Here is a 16,232-nt window from a genome sequence, read left to right as displayed (position 1 = left end):
CGCGCCGGAGAGCCGGATGGCGGCGCGCGTGGCCGTGCTCGGGGTGAGGTGGGGGTTCCTCACCGCCCGGGCGTGGCCGGGTGTGGGGGAGGCGCGCCGCCAACCGGCCCTCGGTCCACCGTGACTTCACACCCCGCTCAGAGGATCGCGACCGGCGCCACGGGACTTCCCGTGCCGCCGGCGAACGGCTCGGGGGTCGCCGACAGCAGGAACGTGTGCCGCCGAAGTTCTCCACAGGCTGTGGACAACTTTTCGAGATTCCAGTTCTGGCCCTGCGGCATGCCCATCTCCACCAGGTCGAGCGCGTGGACGGGCAGCCACAGGCCCTCGATCTCGGGAGGAAATATCTCAAAGGTGAGGGTGTCGTTCGCGACCGCCGCGACATCGCGGGCGTGGAACCACTCCGGAGTGCGCACGGACAGTCCGGGGGACGGGAACGCGTACGCCTCCTTGTCGCCCGCGAGCAGCACCTGCATCTGACCGGTGCGTACGAGGACGACGTCCCCCGGACCGACCCGCGTCCCGCCCATCTCCTCGGCCGCTTCGAGGTCCTCCGGGGTCACCGCGTGTCCGCCGTCCAGGCGCTCCCTGCCGAGCGCGCGGGCCACGTCCAGCAGGACACCGCGCGAGACGATGTGCCCCACCTTGTCGATACCGCCGAACTCCGCGCCGCCGTGCGCCGTGATCGTGCCCGCGGGGCGGCCGTTGTAGAGCGTGCCGGAGTGCGAGACATGGGTGAGGGCGTCCCAGTGGGTGGCCGCCTGGAGGCCCATCGTCACGGCGTCGTCGCTGCACGCGACCGTGCCGGGACCGAACAGCTCCTGGTTGATCTGCGTCATCGTGTGGAGCGGATCGACCCGCCCGGGAATCATCCCCGTCTGTACGCCGTCCCGCCGCAGGGGCAGCGCGAGCGGCACGCGCAGACCGCTGAGGACGCCCGCGGCGGCCCTGCGCACGACCTCGTCGGTGATCAGGTTCAGGGTGCCGATCTCGTCCTCGGCGCCCCAACGCCCCCAGTTGTTCACGCGCTTGGCGATCTCGTGGAACTCGGCCGGCAGTGACATGAGTCCTCCCCGGGGCTTGTCCTCAGGTGTCCGACGGGCCGTAGAATCGGAGCCAAATCTAACGGGCCGTCAGAAACTGCGGGAAGGGGCCGGCGCGTGGGGAACTTCTTGGCGGGCAAGGTCGTCGCCGTGACCGGGGCGGGCCGGGGCATCGGACGCGCGGTGGCCCTGGCCGCCGCGGCCGAGGGCGCGCGGGTCGTCGTCAACGACCACGGCGTGTCGGTCGAGGGCGCGCAGCCGACGAGTTCGGTCGCCGACGCCGTGGTCGAGGAGATCGGGTCGGCCGGCGGCGACGCGGTGGCGGTCGCCGACGACATCTCCACCATGGCGGGCGGACAGCGGCTCGTGGACGTGGCCCTGGAGGCGTACGGGCGGCTCGACGGAGTCGTCTGCCTGGCCGGGATCCTGCGCGAGCGGATGCTGTTCAACATGTCCGAGGACGAGTGGGACCCGGTGATCGCCACCCACCTCAAGGGCACCTTCACCGTGTTCCGCGCCGCCTCGGCCGTGATGCGCGGGCAGCGCTCCGGCACGCTGATCGGGTTCACCAGCGGCAACCACCAGGGGTCCGTCTCGCAGGCCAACTACAGCGCGGCGAAGGGCGGGATCATCTCGCTCGTCCGCAGCGCGGCGCTCGGGCTCCACAAGTACGGGGTCACGGCGAACGCGGTCGCGCCGGTCGCCCGTACGCGGATGTCGGCGAACGTGCCGATGGAGCTGAAGGAGATCGGCGAGCCCGAGGACGTGGCCGCGCTCGTGGTCTACCTGCTGTCCGAGCGGGCCCGGGCCGCGGAGATCACCGGGCAGGTCTACACGGTCGCCGGACCGAAGATCGCGGTGTGGGCACAGCCGCGGGAACTCCGTGCCGGGTACGCGGAGGGGGCCTGGACCCCCGAGCGGATCGCGGACTTCCTGCCGGGGACGGTGGGGGTGGATCCCATGCCGCTGTTGGAACAGGTGGCGGAGATGGCCCGGGCGGCGCGTGCCGCTCGGGCCGCGGAGGGGGCGACGTCGTAGGGGACGGGGGCGTGCGTGGGGTGTGGGTGCGGGTGCGTTGTGGCTGGTTGCGCAGTTCCCCGCGCCCCTGGGTGAGCCGGTGCGCAGGAGGTGGCGGGATTCATGCAGTTCGGGATCGGCGTGGAGGACGAAGCCTTTCGTGTCGAGGTGCGGGAGTGGCTGGCGGAGCGCGTGCCGTGGGGCGGGAACCGGCGGGACTGGGAGCGGACGCTCGGGAAGGCCGGGTGGATCGGGCTCGGGTGGGCGGAGGGCGGATACGGGAACCGGACGGTCGGGCTCAGCCGGCAGGTGGTGTGGGCCGAGGAGTACGCGCTGGCCCGGGCGCCCGCCCGCAGCGGGCACATCGGGGAGAAGCTGCTGGCCCCCACGCTCATCGCGCACGGGAGCGCCGGGCAGAAGGCCCGCTTCCTGCCGCCCGTCGCGGCCGGGGACGAGCTCTGGTGCCAGGGGTACAGCGAGCCCGGAGCCGGATCCGACCTCGCCGGCATCCGCACGGCGGCCGTACGGGAGGCGGGCGGCTACCGGATCAGCGGACAGAAGATCTGGACCTCCCTGGCGCACGAGGCGGACTGGTGCTTCGTCCTGGCCCGTACCGAAGCGGGGTCGCGCAGGCATCACGGACTGAGTTTCCTGCTCGTGCCCATGGACCAGCCCGGCCGGATCGACGTCCGGCCGATCCGGCAGATGACCGGGACCAGCGAGTTCAACGAGGTCTTCTTCGACGGGGCGCACGCGCGCGCCGAGCACCTCGTCGGCGGCGAGGGCGACGGCTGGCGGGTCGCCATGAGCCTGCTCGGCTTCGAACGCGGAGTCTCCACCCTGGCCCAGCAGATCGGCTTCGCACAGGAGCTGGCCCAGGTGCTGGAGACGGCCGTCGCCACGGGTGCGGCCGACGACCCGGTCCTACGGGAGCAGCTCGTACGGCAGTGGGCCGAGCTGCGCACCATGCGGTGGAACGCGCTGCGGACGCTGGGCGGGCCGGCGGACCGGGGCGCCCCCAGTGTGGCCAAGCTGCTGTGGGGCCGGTGGCACCAGCGGCTCGGCGAACTCGCGGTGCGGGTGCGGGGCGCCGGGGCGGCGGTCGGACCGGCGGACTGGACGGCGGAGGCCCCGTACGAACTGGACGCGTCGCAGCACCTGTTCCTCTTCAGCCGGGCCGACACCGTCTACGGCGGCTCGGACGAGATCCAGCGCACGATCATCGCCGAGCGCGTGCTCGGCCTTCCCAGGGAAGCGAAGGGCTGAGGTCATGAAGGGCGTGGTCTTCGACGGCAGGCAGACCCTGGTGGTGGACGACCTGGAGGTACGCGGTCCGGGGCCGGGCGAGGTACTGGTCGAGGTCGCGGCGGCGGGGCTGTGCCACAGCGACCTCTCCGTGCTGGACGGGACCATCCCCTTCCCCGTACCCGTGGTGCTCGGGCACGAGGGCGCGGGCGTCGTCGCGGAGGTGGGGCCGGGCGTCACCCACGTCGAGGCCGGAGACCATGTCTCCCTGTCCACGCTCGCCAACTGCGGCGCGTGCGCGGAGTGCGACCGGGGGCGGCCCACCATGTGCCGCAAGGCGATCGGGAGGCCGCAGCGGCCGTTCACGCGGGGCGGGCAGCCGCTGTACCAGTTCGCGTCCAACTCCGCGTTCGCGCAGCGGACGGTGGTGAAGGCCGTGCAGGCGGTACGCATCCCGAAGGACATCCCGATGGCGTCGGCCGCCCTGATCGGCTGCGGGGTGCTGACCGGGGTCGGGGCCGTGCTGAACCGGGCACGGGTGGACCGCGGGGACAGCGTCGTCGTCATCGGCGCGGGCGGGATCGGGCTCAACGTGCTGCAGGGCGCGCGGATCGCCGGGGCGCTCACCGTGGTGGCGGTCGACTCGAACCCGGCGAAGGAGGAGATGGCGCGGCGGTTCGGCGCGGGACACTTCCTCACCTCCGTGGAGGGGGTGCGGGACATCCTGCCGACCGGCGCCGACCACGTCTTCGAGTGCGTGGGCCGGGTGGAGCTCGTACGGCAGGCCGTCGACCTGCTCGACCGGCACGGGCAGGCCGTGCTGCTGGGGGTGCCGGGGGCGGACGCCGAGGCGTCCTTCCTCGTCTCCTCGATGTTCCTGGACAAGTCGATCCTCGGGTGCCGGTACGGGGCTTCGCGGCCGCAGCGGGATGTCGCGCTGTACGCGGAGCTGTACCGGGAGGGGCGGTTGCTGCTGGACGAGCTGGTGACGTGCACGTATGCGGTGGAGGACTTCGAGAAGGCCGTCGCCGACGCCGGGGCCGGGCGGGTCGCCCGGGGGGTTTTGTTGTTCTAGGTCCGCTCGTCGGGTGTGGGTGCGGGTGCGTTTGAGTCTGCGGGTGTGTGGGGGCTGGGCGCGCAGTTCCCCGCGCCCCTGGGCGGTGGGTGTGGGTCGGGGTCAGCGGAAGGTTCTGCGGTAGGACGTGGGGGTTACTCCCAGGGTTGACTGGAGGTGTTGGCGCATCGACTGTGCTGTGCCGAAGCCGGACTCCGCGGCCACCTGGTCGATCGGCAGGTCCGTGGACTCCAGGAGGTGCCGGGCACGCTCCACCCGCCGCTGAGTGAGCCACTGGCCTGGACTGACCCCGGCCTCCTCGCGGAAGCGGCGCGTGAACGTACGCACGGACATCGCCTCCTGCGCGGCCATGTCCCGCAACTGGATCGGCTCGTGCAGCCGGCCGAGCGCCCACGCGCGGGCGGCGGTGGTCGTCGCCACCTGCGGCTCGGGGACCGGTCGTCGGATGTACTGCGCCTGTCCGCCGTCCCGGTGCGGCGGCACGACCGTACGGCGGGCCACCTCGTTGGCGACGGCGGTGCCGTGGTCACGGCGCACGATGTGGACACACAGGTCGATGCCCGCCGCCACCCCGGCGGAGGTCAGGACGTCCCCGTCGTCGATGAACAGCACGTCCGCGTCGACCCGCACCTTCGGGAAGAGCCGCTGGAAGTGCTCGGCGGACGCCCAGTGCGTGGTCGCCGGGCGCCCGTCGAGCAGACCGGCCGCGGCCAGCACGTACCCGCCCGTGCAGATGGAGACGAGCCGGGTACCGGGCCGGATCAGGGCGAGCGCCACGGCCAGCTCCTCGGTGAGCACGCCCTCCTCGTGGACCGGGCCCAGCTCGTACGAGGCCGGGATCACGACGGTGTCGGCGGTGGCCAGCGCCTGTGGTCCGTTCTCGACGAGCACGGCGAAGTCGGCGTCCGTCTCGACCGGGCCCGGCGGCCGGACCGAGCAGGTGACGATCTCGTACAGCTTCCGGCCCTGCCCGTCCACCGCGCGTCCGAAGATGCGCTGCGGGATGCCCAGCTCGAAGGGGAGGAGACCGTCCAGGGCGAGGACGACCACGCGGTGCGGGCGGAACGGGCTGTGCGCCAGGTGCGTACCCATGGCCCGATCCTAGCGAATGCTGTCCTTCGGGCCACTCGTCCGCAGGGGGCGCACGGCGGAGGCTCTATGACGTGACACAGACAACTGACGCGGCCGCCGTGACGCCCGCGAAGGGCCCCGGAACCGGGCGGCGGCGCACCCGGGTGCACCGGGCGTGGTTCGTGGCCGCCGTCACCTTCGTGACGATCATCGGCGCGGCCGCCTTCCGCTCCCTGCCGGGACTGCTGATCGACCCGCTGCACGACGAGTTCGACTGGTCGCGCGGCACGATCGGCCTCGCGGTCTCCGTCAACCTCGCGCTGTACGGGCTGACGGCGCCGTTCGCCGCCGCGCTGATGGACCGGTTCGGCATCCGGCGGGTCGTCGCCCTCGCGCTGATCGTCATCGCCGTCGGCTCCGGCGCCACGGTGTGGATGACCGCTGCCTGGCAGCTCATCCTGTGCTGGGGGCTGCTCGTCGGGCTCGGCTCGGGATCGATGGCGCTCGCCTTCGCCGCGACCGTCACGAACCGCTGGTTCACCGAGCGGCGGGGCCTGGTCACCGGCATCCTCACGGCCGCCTCGGCCTCCGGTCAGCTGATCTTCCTGCCGGTGCTGTCCTGGATCGTCACGGAGCACGACTGGCGCCCCGCCGCCGTGACCGTCGCCCTGGCGGCGCTCGCGGTCGTGCCGTTCGTCTGGCTGCTGCTGCGGGACCACCCGGCGGACGTCGGCCTCGAACCGTACGGATCGACGCGGTTCGTCGAGAAACCGCCGCCCGTGCCGGGAGCGGCACGCCGGGCGGTGAAGGTGCTCTTCTCCGCCGCCCGCACCGGACCCTTCTGGCTGCTCGCCGGGACGTTCGCGATCTGCGGCGCCTCGACCAACGGCCTGATCCAGACCCACTTCGTGCCCGCCGCCCACGACCACGGCATGCCCATCACGGCCGCCGCCTCGCTGCTCGCCGTGATCGGTGTCTTCGACGTCGTCGGCACGATCGCCTCCGGCTGGTTCACGGACCGCTTCGACCCGCGGCGGCTGCTCGCGGTGTACTACGCCCTGCGTGGCGTCTCGCTCCTCTTCCTGCCGCTGCTCCTGGGCCCCTCGGTCCACCCGCCGATGGTCTTCTTCATCGTCTTCTACGGGCTCGACTGGGTCGCCACCGTGCCACCCACCATCGCGCTGTGCCGTGAGCGGTTCGGCGACGACAGCGCCATCGTCTTCGGCTGGGTCCTCGCCTCCCACCAGGTCGGCGCCGCCCTCGTCGCCTTCCTCGGCGGAGCCGCCCGCGACGCCTTCGGCTCGTACGACGTGATGTGGTACGCCTCCGGGGCGCTGTGCGCGGTGGCCGCGCTGATGGCACTGGTGATCCGGCGGCGGCGGGAGCCGGGGGAGATCGCTGTCGCCTGAGGGTGAAGGCGAGGGCTGGGGCGAGGGCGAGAGCGAGGGCGTCAGACCGTGAAGCCGCCGAAGTGGCCGCGGTGGAAGAGCAGGGGGGCGGCGTCCCCGGCGTCCTCGTCGGGGGTGCCCAGGGCGTTCACCCGGCCCACCACGATCAGGTGGTCGCCGCCGGTGTGGACGGCGTGGACCGTGCAGTCGATCCACGCCGTGGCGCTGGCCAGGCGTGGTGCGCCGGAGACCGGGGCCGGGTCGTGGGCGACCCCGGCGAACTTGTCCGAGCCGCTCACCGCGAAACCGCGGCACAGGTCCTCCTGGTGCGCGCCCAGGACGTTCACGCAGAAGACGCCCGCGCGGGCGATGCGCGGCCAGGTCGTGGACGTGCGCGCGACCATGAACGCCACCAGGGGCGGATCCAAGGAGAGCGCGGTGAAGGACTGACAGGCGAAGCCGGCGGGGCCGGACGTGCCGGCCTCGGTGGCCGGAGCGGTGATCACCGTGACGCCTGTCGCGAAGGTGCCGAGGACGCGGCGGAACTCGGTGGGGCCGACGGGGGCGCGTTCGTCGTCGGCGACCGCGCGCAGGGCGGGGCGCGGGAGTGGTTCGACGACCGGTTCCGCGGCCCGCGGGGGGTCGGCCGACCTCAGGTAGCGGACGGCTGCCGCGGCCATTCCTGCGTGTCCCATCACACCCTCCATTGAAGCTGACGGAGTGTCAGATCGGAAGGGGGTGCCGGCGGCGGCTCAGCGGCCCCTGAACCGCGGGCCGCGCCGCTCCACGAACGCCGTCACGCCCTCGGTGGCGTCCGCCGTCGTCATGTTGATCTCCTGGGCGGCGGCCTCGGCGGTGAACGCGGTGGCGCGGTCCGATTCCAGGGACGCGTTCACCAGTTGCTTGGTGAGGGCGAGGGAGCGGGTGGGGCCGGTGGCGAGGCGTTCGGCCCAGGTGCGGGCCGTCTGCTCCAGCTCGTCGTCCGGGACGACCTTGTTGACCAGGCCCAGACGGTGGGCCTCCGCGGCGGTCAGGGCGTCGCCGAAGAACAGCAGCTCCTTCGCGCGGTGCACGCCGATGAGGCGGGGGAGGAGGTAGGCGCCGCCGCCGTCGGGGACGAGGCCGCGGCGGACGAAGACCTCGATGAACCTCGCCGACTCGGCGGCGAGGATCAGGTCGCAGGCGTAGGCGAGGTGGGCGCCCAGGCCGGCCGCGGTGCCGTTCACGGCGGCGATCACTGGTTTCTCGCAGTCGAGGACCGCGGTGACGAGGCGCTGGGCGCCGGTTCGGACGACCCTCGCGATGTCGCCTGCGGCTCGGGCCGTGGGGGGTGGGCCGCCGCGGAGGTCTGCGCCGGCGCAGAAGCCGCGGCCGGTTGCTGTGAGCACGACGGCGCGGGTGTTGTCGGAGGCTGACGCCTCCTCCAACAGGTGGATCAGGTGGTTTCGGTGGTCTGGGGTGAGGGCGTTCATCGCGTCGGGGCGGTTGAGGGTGATCCAGGAGACGCCGTCCTTGAGAACGTGCGTGATCACGGGGTTCCCTCCGGGAGTTGTGGGCGGGCGGGTGTGTTGGTGCGGGTGGGTGGGGGCTGGTCGCGCAGTTCCCCGCGCCCCTCGGGTGGGTGGGGCTTGCGGTGGTGTGTTGGTGCGGGTGGTGGGGGTTGAGCGCGCAGTTCCCCGCGCCCCTGAAGGGGCCCGCCCCTTCAGGGGCGCGGGGGGGCCGCCCCCCCCGGGGGCGGGGGGGGGGGGGGGGGGGGGGGGGGGGGGGGGCGGGGGCCCCCCCCCCCCCCAACCCCCCACTCGGGAGCGCACCCCCCGGAGGGGTCAGCGGCATGTTGTCAGGGCGTCCAGGGCCACCGCGCCCTGGCCGCGTGGCAGCACCACCAGGGGGTTGATGTCCAGCTCGGACAGCTCCGCGTCCAGTTCGAGGGCCATCCGCTGGACCCGCAGCACCACCTCCACCAGCGCGTCCAGGTCCGCCGGAGGCCGCCCCCGGACGCCGTCCAGCAGCGCCCGCCCCCGCAGCTCGCCGAGCATCGACCGCGCCTGCTCCTCGCCGAACGGCGGCACCCGTACGGCCGTGTCCCGCAGGACCTCGACCAGTACCCCTCCGAGCCCGACCGTCACCGTCGGCCCGAAGAGGTCGTCGTGCGTCACCCCGACGACCATCTCGACGCCGGGTTCCACCAGCTGGCACACCAGGACCCCGTCGAGCGGCACGTCCTCGTACCGCGCGATGTCGGTCAGCTCCCGGTACGTGTCCCGCACCTGACTCGCCGACGTCAGACCGATCTTCACCAGCCCCAGTTCGGTCTTGTGGGCGAGCCGCGCGCCGGACGCCTTCATGACGACGGGGTACCCGACGAGCCCGGCCGCCCGGACGGCCGCGGCCGCGCTGGTCACCAACTGCTCGCGCGGCACCCGGATCCCGTACGCGCGCAGCAGTTGTTTCGCCGCGTGCTCGCTGAGCGTGCTGCCCGGCCGCATCAGCGCCTGGGCCTTGCGGAAGGAGGGAGACGGGGTACGGGGGGCGTCGTCGAAGGGGGAGCGGTACGAGGCCGTGAAGCGGGCGTGGTCGAGGTGGGCGCGTACCGCCGTGATGCAGTTCGCGAAGGTGCGGAACGTCGCGACGCGGGACGAGCCGAGCAGGGTCTCGCGGTACGCGGGCTCCGTGCCGACCGGCGACCCCCACACCACGCAGACGAGTTTGTCCGTCTGCTCGGCCGCGTCCACCAGGTCCCGCGCGAGCCGGTCGCTCATGGGCGGGAAGGGGCCCGTGATCGGGCAGATCAGCACCCCCACGGCCGGATCGGCGAGGATCGCGTCGATGATCCTGCGGCCCCGCCGGTCGCCGACGGGGTGGCCGCCGTTGTCGATCGGGTTCGTGACGTCCAGGTAGTGCGGTATCCACTGGTGGAGTTCGGCCTGCTTGGCGGCGGAGAGGGCGGGCAGGCGCAGGCCCGCCCGGGTCGCCAGGTCGGAGAAGTGCGCGCCCGTACCGCCGGAGATCGAGTAGACGGCGACCCCTTCGGCGACCGGCGGCCGGGCCCGCGCCAACAGGGCCGCGGTGTCCTGCAGTTCGTCCAGGCCGTCGACGCGTACGACGCCGTACTGGCGCATCGCGGCGTCCACCACGGCGTCGGCGCCGGTCAGCTTGCCGGTGTGGGAGGCGGCCGTGCGGGCGCCCGTCTCCGTGCGGCCGACCTTCACCGCGACGACGGGGACCCCGCGGCGGGCGGCCCGGTCGGCGGCGAGGAGGAAGGCGCGGCCGTCCTTCAGCCCTTCGAGGTAGCAGGCGATGGCGCCCACCTCGGGCTGCTCGGCGAAGTACGAGAGGAAGTCGGCGCTCTCCAGGTCGGCCTCGTTGCCGGTGGGCGCCCAGTGGGAGAGCCGGATGCCCAGTTCCTGGAGGGTGAAGACCGGGCGGCCCTGGTGGCCGGACTGGGTGATCAGCGCGATCGCCGGTCCGTCCAGGTCGTCGCGGAACCTCTCGAAGGCGTTGAGGTTGGTGTTGGGGCCGAGCAGCCGGAGTCCGGAGCGCGGTCCCGAGCGCTGCAGGGAGCGCTGTACGGCCTCGGTGAGGCGGGCCTGCGCGGCGGCCCCCGCCGCGCCCGTCTCGGCGAACCCGGACGCGAAGGCGACCGCGAACCGCACCTTGGTGTCGGTGAGCTGCTCGATCACGGGGAGGGGGTCGGAGACCAGCAGCACGGCCAGGTCGACCTGCTCGGGCAGGTCGGCGACCGAGGGGACGCAGGGTGTGCCGAACACGGACGCACGGGTGGGGTGCACCGGGTGCAGCCGGGCGCCGACCCGCTCCGCCCAGGCGAGCAGCTGCCGGGTGATGCCGGCGTTCGGGCGCCCTTCGGTGTCGGAGGCGCCGACGACGGCCACCGACTCGGGGCGGAAGAAGCGGTCCAGATCGGGTACGCCGGCGTACAGCGGACGGCCGCTGACGTCGAGGTCGCCGTCGGTGGCGGGCCTGCCGTGCGCGGCAGGGGCCGGTTGCTCGCCGCAGGCGATGACCCGGGCCCGGCGGGCGTCGGTGGTGAGGGTGCCGTGGGTTGATCCAAGCATCGGTCCGCCCGCTCCTGAGTGGCTGCCATTAGCTGACGCAGTGTCAGATTAACGAACTGACACCGCGTCAGGAACGGTGCTGCAGGCAAAGAAGTCGGGGCGACCGCCCGCCGGCGGGCAGGTCCGGGCGGGCCGGCCCGGCCCGCCCGGGCTGGTCAGCGCGTGATGCGGGACGGATTGCGCCGCCCGGCGTCGCGCGCGATCGCCTTCGCCACCTTCTCGGCGTCGATGGCCAGTTCGCGGAGCATGCCGCTGATCGGGTTGGTGAAGCCGGTGAAGTAGAGACCGGGCGCGTTCTTCGGCGTGCGGGCGCCGTGGACGACCGGGCGTCCACGGCCGTCGAGCACGTCGAGGTGGCCGACGACGTTCTCCAGGGCGCGCCGGTAACCGGTCGCCGCGATCACGGCGTCCGGGGCGACACGGTCGCCGTTCACGAGGACGACCTTGCCGTCCTCGAAGCCGTCGACCGCGGACACGACCTCGACCCGGCCCTTGCGGACGGCGTCGATGAGCCCGACGTCCTGGACGGGGATGGCTCCCTGGTTGACCCGCGAGTACAGCCCGGTGTCGGGTCGCGGCAGCCCCTGCGCGGAGAGGTCCGGCACGCTGAGCTTCGCCAGCGGGCGCGCCATCCGGTCCACCAGCGCGCACGGCAGCCGCCTGCAGAGGACCCCGGTGTACTGGGCGGCCCACCCGGCCGTCGACCGGCGCACGATGTGCGGCGCGGTCCGCACGGCGAGGCGTACGCGGGAGGCGCCGCCCTCGACGAGGTCGACGGCGATCTCCGCGCCCGTGTTGCCCACGCCGACCACCAGGACGTCCTGGCCGGCGAACGGGGCGGGGTTGCGGTACTCGCCGGCGTGCAGGAACCGGCCCGTGTAGGCGTCACGGCCCGGCCACTCGGGCACGTACGGCGTGTGGTTGTAGCCGGTGGCGACGACCACCGCGCTGCCGGTCAGCTCGCGTCCGCCGGTGGCGTGCAGCAGCCAGCCGGTGCCGTCGGCGGAGGGCTCGACGCGGGAGACCTCGACGCCTGTGACGATCTCCAGCTCGTGGTGCTCGGCGTACTTCTCCAGGTAGCGCACCACGTCGTCACGGGCCACCCACCGCCCGAACGAGCGCGGCATCGCGAGGCCGGGCAGCGCGGAGAGCCGCCGGGTGGTGTGCAGCCGCAGCCGGTCGTAGTGCCGCCGCCAGGACGCGCCGACCCGGTCGGACTTCTCCAGCACGACGGCCCGTACGCCGCGGGCGCGCAGCGCGTACGCCGCCGCGAGCCCGCCCGGCCCGCCGCCGATGACGTACACGGGTCGGTCCTGCCGCGGCGCGGCCGCCTGCGGGGACGCCTGTGCGGGTGCCGGTGCGGCCGCCTGTGCGGGTGTCGGTACGGCGTCCGGCGCGGATGCCGGTGCGGGTGCCTGGGGTGTCGGGTCGGGAGAGTCGGCCATGTGCCGAGCGTATGCATGTCGTCATTTGTTGGGTCTCGGTCAAGCCCGGAATCGGTTGCGAATCGATCACGGCTGTGGGAGGGGTGTGTGGGGCTCGTGTCGTAGGACTCTTGCGCGTCCGGGTCCGGTGCGCTCAACTGACGTACCGTCAGATGTGTGGGTGCGGAAGGGGCGAGGGTCCATGGACACGATCTGGCTCACCGGTGCGGAATGGGGTGCCGTGCTCCGGATCGGCCTCGGGCTGTGGTGGCTGGAGAGCTGGCGGCACAAGGACCGGAAGGGCTGGTTCGAGCGGGGCACCGGCATCGCGTGGGCGGCGGACGTCGCGGCGAAGCACCGGTGGAACGCGGTGCGCAGCGGCTTCGACACGGTCGTCGCGCCCCGGCCGCGGACCATGGCGTACGTCGTCGTGTACGCGGAACTCGCCCTCGGACTCGGCCTCGTCGCGGGCCTCCTGACACCGATCGCCCTGGCCGGCGGGCTGCTGCTCAATCTCCTGTACCTCGTGCTGATGATCCACGACTGGGCCGAGCAGGGGCAGAACACGATGATGGCGCTGATCTCCCTGGTGGCCCTCTTCGCCATGTCCTGGCAGACCTGGTCGCTGGACAGCGCGCTGGGCCTCTTCCGATGACGGCCGACCGCTTCGACGTGCCGGAGATCGACGCCTTCACCCGCCCCTACTGGGACGCGGCGTGCGACGGGCACCTGCTGCTGCGCCGGTGCGGAGTGTGCGGGCGCGCCCACCACTACCCCCGCGAGTTCTGCCCGCACTGCTGGAGCGGGGCCGTGACCTGGGAGCGGGCGAGCGGCCGGGCCACGCTCTACACCTGGTCCGTCGTCCACCGCAACGACCTGCCGCCCTTCACGGCCCGCACGCCGTACGTCGCCGCCGTCGTCGACCTGGCGGAAGGGCCGCGGATGATGACCGAGGTGGTGGACTGCGGCGAGGGCGCGCTGACGGTGGGAATGGCGCTGGAGGTCGCCTTCCGCGCACAGGGTGGGGAGGACACGGCCGGGGCGCGGGCCGCGGTCGTGGTTCCCGTGTTCCGCCCGGCCCTCGTCCCGGAGGGCTCCGGCGGCCGTTGTTGAATGGTGTGATGACCGACCCGTACGAAGCCTCCGCCGCCCTCCCGCTGCCCGAGATCCACGGTCACGGACTGTGGCTGCGCCCCTGGGACGCGGACGCCGGTGCGGACGTCCAGGCGTGGCTGCGGGGCCATCTCGACCCGGAGTTCCAGCGGTGGAACACGCCGCTGAGGCAGACAGTGGACGCGGTCGACGCGCGGGACTCGCTGCGGGCACGGGCCAAGGCCGCCCAGGAGGCGGTGGGCGCCTCCTTCTGCGTCACCGACGCGGCGGACGGCGTACCGCTCGGGCACATCGGCATCAACGACGTCGACCACGTCATCAGGGTCGCCCGGGTCGGCTACTGGGTGCTCCCCGACGCCCGCGGCCGCCACGTGGCCACGCGCGCGCTCGCCCTCGCCTCGCGGTGGGCCTTCGAGGAACTGGGCCTGCACCGGCTGGAACTGGGCCACGCCCTCGGACACGAGGCGTCGTGCCGGATCGCCGAGCGGTGCGGCTTCCCGTACGAGGGGACCCTGCGCGGGGCGATGTTCGAGGCGGGGCGCCGGGACGCCTTCCGGGACGTGCATCTGCACGCACGACTGGCCACGGATCCGGAACTCAGGGCCACAGCAGTTCTCTGAGCCAGGTGCCCTGCGCGCGGCGGTAGGTGAGCCGTACGTGTCGCCGGCGCGCGTCGCCCTGGAAGAACTCCACCTCGTCCGGGTCCAGGACGTACACCGTCCACGACGGCGCGGAAGCGTCCGGTTCCCGCCGGGCACGGTCCCAGGCCGCGTCCGAGGCGCGCGTCAACTCCTCGTACGAGGGCAGGACTTCGCTCTGCCGGCCCACCAGGGCTGAGGCCAGCGCCCCGGTCGAACGGGCCCGCAGGTCGGCCCGCGCGACCTCGGGCGGCGCGACGGTCACCGGGCCGCGCACCCGGATCTGCCGGCCCTGCGCGGGCCAGTAGAAGCCGAGTGCCGCGTACGGGCGGGACGCCAGGTGCCGGCCCTTGCGGCTGCCCGCGTGGGAGGCGAAGTGCCAGCCCTCCTCGTCGGCGCCGTGCAGCATGACGGTCCGTACGTCGGGCCGGCCCTCGGCGTCGGCCGTGGCCAGCGACATCGTGTGCGGCTCGCTCTGCCCGGCCGCCACGGCCTGCGCGAACCACTGCTCGAAGAGCGGCAGCGGTCGCGCGGGGGCCGTGTCCGGGGCGAACTCCGGCAGCTCGGTGTCCCAGACCCGCTGGGACCTCAGCAGCCGTACGAACTCGCCGGACGGGGCGGAGCCGGCGGTGTCCGGGGGTGGGGCGGGGATGTCAGGCGGCGGGGTGGGGGTGTCGGCGCTCATGCCCCGATTGTCACGTGGCGGCTGGCCTCAGACCGAACCGAGGTCGGACGACACCCACCGTTCGGGGCGCATCCGGATCACCACCATCTCGCCGTGCTCCTTCCAGGAGAAGTCGACGTACCCGTCGACCTTGTCGGCCGGGAGGTAGCGGGCCGAGATCTCGTGGAGCTGTTCGCGGGTCGCGGGGGTCGACTCGACGACCGGGCCCTCCAGGGACACGTACCGGATGGTGGGTTCGACCCGCTCCACCATCAGGGAGAACCTGCCCGCGGCGGTGATCAGCTCGTTCTTGCGGGAGTCGCGGCCGGTCAGGATCCATACGAGGCCGCCGGGTTCGTACTGGTACCAGATCGGCACGGTGAGCGGGGCGCGGCCCGCCCCGGCGTCGACGGCGAGCGCGGCGATGCGCGGTTCGGCGAGGAACTGCTCGCGTTCTTCACGGGTCAGGGCCATGGGGTCTCCTCCGTGGTGTGGCGGTGCGACGGCGTGCGACGGCGGTTGTTTCCCTCGGTTTGTCTCCCTCGGTTCCTTCAGCGTCTTCCGTCCCGCTGGGTATTCCGGGGCCGCCACGGCGACATCGCGTCAGAGGTACGTCGTACGGGGGTGCGGCGGGGGGTGGGGGTAGTGCTGGCACCACCATGGATCCGGGTGCGGGCTCTCTCGTGGAGACGGACGGACGACGGCATTGTTGTGGCCAGTTGATCGCAGGGGTGCGGCACAGGTCTTCGCAGCCCTCAGCCCTTTGCCGGAAGGAAGATCCCATGGAGTCGCAGCGTGCGGCGGAGCCGAAGTCGGTGGGCGGGGCCGCACCTGGGCCGTTCGCCTCCTTCGTCCGGTTCGTGGTGTGCGGCGGCGGGGTCGGGGTTCTCTCCAGCGGGGCGGTGGCGCTGCTGGCCGGCACGGGCACGATGCCGTGGGCTGTGGCGAACGCGGTGATCACTGTCGTGTCGACGGTCGTCTGCACGGAGCTGCACGCGTTGTTCACGTTCGGGACCGGGGGGCGGGCGGGGTGGCGGGCGCACTGGCAGTCCGCGGGGTCCGCGACGGTGGCGTACGCGGTGACCTCGCTCGCGGTGTTCGTCCTGCACGTGCTGCAGGGGGCGCCCGGGGTGCTGGCCGAGCAGGTCGTGTACCTCTTGGCGTCCGGGGCTGCGGGGGTTGGGCGGTTCCTGGTGCTGCGGTTGGTCGTGTTCGCGGGTTCGCGGGGTGAGCGGGTGGGGCGTGGGGCTGCGGTGACCGTGGTGGCGGTGCCGGTGCCGGTTGCTTCTGGGCGGGTGGGTGCGTTGGGGCTTGCTGCCGGGGGGTGATGTCCGCGGGTGCGTTGTGGCTGGTCGCGCAGTTCCCCGCGCCCCTTGGGTGGGTGGGGGTGGGGGTGGTCTGTCGGGGGCGGGGGTGGGGTGGGACGTGCGCTCGCAGCCGGAAACGCGTCGGGCCGACCACCTGCCGGAAGGCGGGTGGGA

16 protein-coding genes are annotated in these 16,232 nt (G+C 73.2%); 8 read left to right on the top strand and 8 right to left on the bottom strand.

What is annotated here, in order from left to right; translation table 11 throughout:
• Window positions 1-137 precede the first annotated feature (137 nt).
• Entirely contained in the window at window positions 138-1,064 is a 927-nt protein-coding gene (locus ACFYXC_RS29885; protein WP_389555089.1) for a cyclase family protein, read from the bottom strand.
• Window positions 1,065-1,160: 96 nt separating this feature from the next.
• Here ACFYXC_RS29885 and ACFYXC_RS29880 point away from each other — a divergent pair, with 96 nt between their 5' ends.
• The 3 genes from ACFYXC_RS29880 (at window position 1,161) to ACFYXC_RS29870 (ending at window position 4,380) form a co-directional block, all read left to right on the top strand.
• Window positions 1,161-2,081 carry an SDR family oxidoreductase gene (locus tag ACFYXC_RS29880; protein WP_389555087.1) on the top strand — a complete coding sequence of 307 codons (921 nt, stop codon included), beginning with the start codon at window positions 1,161-1,163 and terminating at the stop codon, window positions 2,079-2,081.
• A 102-nt stretch (window positions 2,082-2,183) separates the two neighbouring features.
• Window positions 2,184-3,326, top strand: coding sequence for an acyl-CoA dehydrogenase family protein (locus ACFYXC_RS29875; RefSeq protein WP_389555085.1), 1,143 nt, complete (start codon window positions 2,184-2,186; stop codon window positions 3,324-3,326).
• A gap of 4 nt (window positions 3,327-3,330) precedes the next feature.
• Window positions 3,331-4,380, top strand: coding sequence for a Zn-dependent alcohol dehydrogenase (locus ACFYXC_RS29870; protein WP_389555084.1), 1,050 nt, complete (start codon window positions 3,331-3,333; stop codon window positions 4,378-4,380).
• A 102-nt stretch (window positions 4,381-4,482) separates the two neighbouring features.
• On the opposite strand, the gene ACFYXC_RS29865 is transcribed toward ACFYXC_RS29870, so the two are convergent.
• Window positions 4,483-5,472 (bottom strand): GlxA family transcriptional regulator, encoded by a 990-nt coding sequence (locus ACFYXC_RS29865; RefSeq protein ID WP_389555082.1) that lies wholly within the window; start codon window positions 5,470-5,472, stop codon window positions 4,483-4,485.
• 71 nt (window positions 5,473-5,543) lie between these two features.
• Between ACFYXC_RS29865 and ACFYXC_RS29860 the strand changes: the two genes are divergently transcribed.
• Window positions 5,544-6,860, top strand: a complete 1,317-nt coding sequence (locus ACFYXC_RS29860) for an MFS transporter (protein WP_389555080.1) — start codon at window positions 5,544-5,546, stop codon at window positions 6,858-6,860.
• A 41-nt stretch (window positions 6,861-6,901) separates the two neighbouring features.
• Here ACFYXC_RS29860 and ACFYXC_RS29855 read toward each other — a convergent pair whose 3' ends face one another.
• The 4 genes from ACFYXC_RS29855 to ACFYXC_RS29840 form a co-directional block, all read right to left on the bottom strand.
• Window positions 6,902-7,534 carry a flavin reductase family protein gene (locus ACFYXC_RS29855; RefSeq protein WP_389555079.1) on the bottom strand — a complete coding sequence of 211 codons (633 nt, stop codon included), beginning with the start codon at window positions 7,532-7,534 and terminating at the stop codon, window positions 6,902-6,904.
• Window positions 7,535-7,591: 57 nt separating this feature from the next.
• On the bottom strand, window positions 7,592-8,371 hold the full coding sequence (locus tag ACFYXC_RS29850) for an enoyl-CoA hydratase/isomerase family protein (protein WP_389555078.1): 780 nt from the start codon (window positions 8,369-8,371) through the stop codon (window positions 7,592-7,594).
• Between the two features lie 291 nt (window positions 8,372-8,662).
• A complete protein-coding gene (locus ACFYXC_RS29845; protein WP_389555076.1) occupies window positions 8,663-10,912 on the bottom strand; it encodes an acetate--CoA ligase family protein in 2,250 nt (749 codons plus the stop codon).
• A gap of 155 nt (window positions 10,913-11,067) precedes the next feature.
• A complete protein-coding gene (locus ACFYXC_RS29840; protein WP_389555074.1) occupies window positions 11,068-12,357 on the bottom strand; it encodes a flavin-containing monooxygenase in 1,290 nt (429 codons plus the stop codon).
• A 181-nt stretch (window positions 12,358-12,538) separates the two neighbouring features.
• Between ACFYXC_RS29840 and ACFYXC_RS29835 the strand changes: the two genes are divergently transcribed.
• From ACFYXC_RS29835 to ACFYXC_RS29825, 3 genes are read left to right on the top strand one after another with little or no spacing between them, the layout of a single operon-like run.
• A complete protein-coding gene (locus ACFYXC_RS29835; protein ID WP_389555072.1) occupies window positions 12,539-12,991 on the top strand; it encodes a DoxX family protein in 453 nt (150 codons plus the stop codon).
• Window positions 12,988-13,449 carry a Zn-ribbon domain-containing OB-fold protein gene (locus tag ACFYXC_RS29830; RefSeq protein WP_389555070.1) on the top strand — a complete coding sequence of 154 codons (462 nt, stop codon included), beginning with the start codon at window positions 12,988-12,990 and terminating at the stop codon, window positions 13,447-13,449. The genes ACFYXC_RS29835 and ACFYXC_RS29830 overlap by 4 nt, the downstream gene beginning before the upstream one ends.
• Window positions 13,450-13,457: 8 nt before the next feature.
• The gene (locus ACFYXC_RS29825) at window positions 13,458-14,069 is read left to right on the top strand and encodes a GNAT family N-acetyltransferase (protein ID WP_389555068.1); all 612 of its coding nucleotides are present in this window, start codon (window positions 13,458-13,460) and stop codon (window positions 14,067-14,069) included.
• On the opposite strand, the gene ACFYXC_RS29820 is transcribed toward ACFYXC_RS29825, so the two are convergent.
• Both ACFYXC_RS29820 and ACFYXC_RS29815 read right to left on the bottom strand, forming a co-directional pair.
• The gene (locus ACFYXC_RS29820; RefSeq protein ID WP_389555066.1) at window positions 14,047-14,772 is read right to left on the bottom strand and encodes a pyridoxal 5'-phosphate synthase; all 726 of its coding nucleotides are present in this window, start codon (window positions 14,770-14,772) and stop codon (window positions 14,047-14,049) included. The genes ACFYXC_RS29825 and ACFYXC_RS29820 overlap by 23 nt on opposite strands.
• 27 nt (window positions 14,773-14,799) lie before the next feature.
• Window positions 14,800-15,225, bottom strand: coding sequence for a pyridoxamine 5'-phosphate oxidase family protein (locus ACFYXC_RS29815; RefSeq protein WP_388913313.1), 426 nt, complete (start codon window positions 15,223-15,225; stop codon window positions 14,800-14,802).
• 308 nt (window positions 15,226-15,533) lie between these two features.
• Between ACFYXC_RS29815 and ACFYXC_RS29810 the strand changes: the two genes are divergently transcribed.
• On the top strand, window positions 15,534-16,079 hold the full coding sequence (locus tag ACFYXC_RS29810; protein WP_389555064.1) for a GtrA family protein: 546 nt from the start codon (window positions 15,534-15,536) through the stop codon (window positions 16,077-16,079).
• Window positions 16,080-16,232: the final 153 nt, after the last annotated feature.

It is taken from the genome of Streptomyces sp. NPDC002701 (assembly GCF_042889045.1).
Lineage (GTDB): Bacteria > Actinomycetota > Actinomycetes > Streptomycetales > Streptomycetaceae > Streptomyces.
Note: the sequence above shows the minus strand (reverse complement) of the source record. Positions and strands in the feature narration are given on the sequence as shown.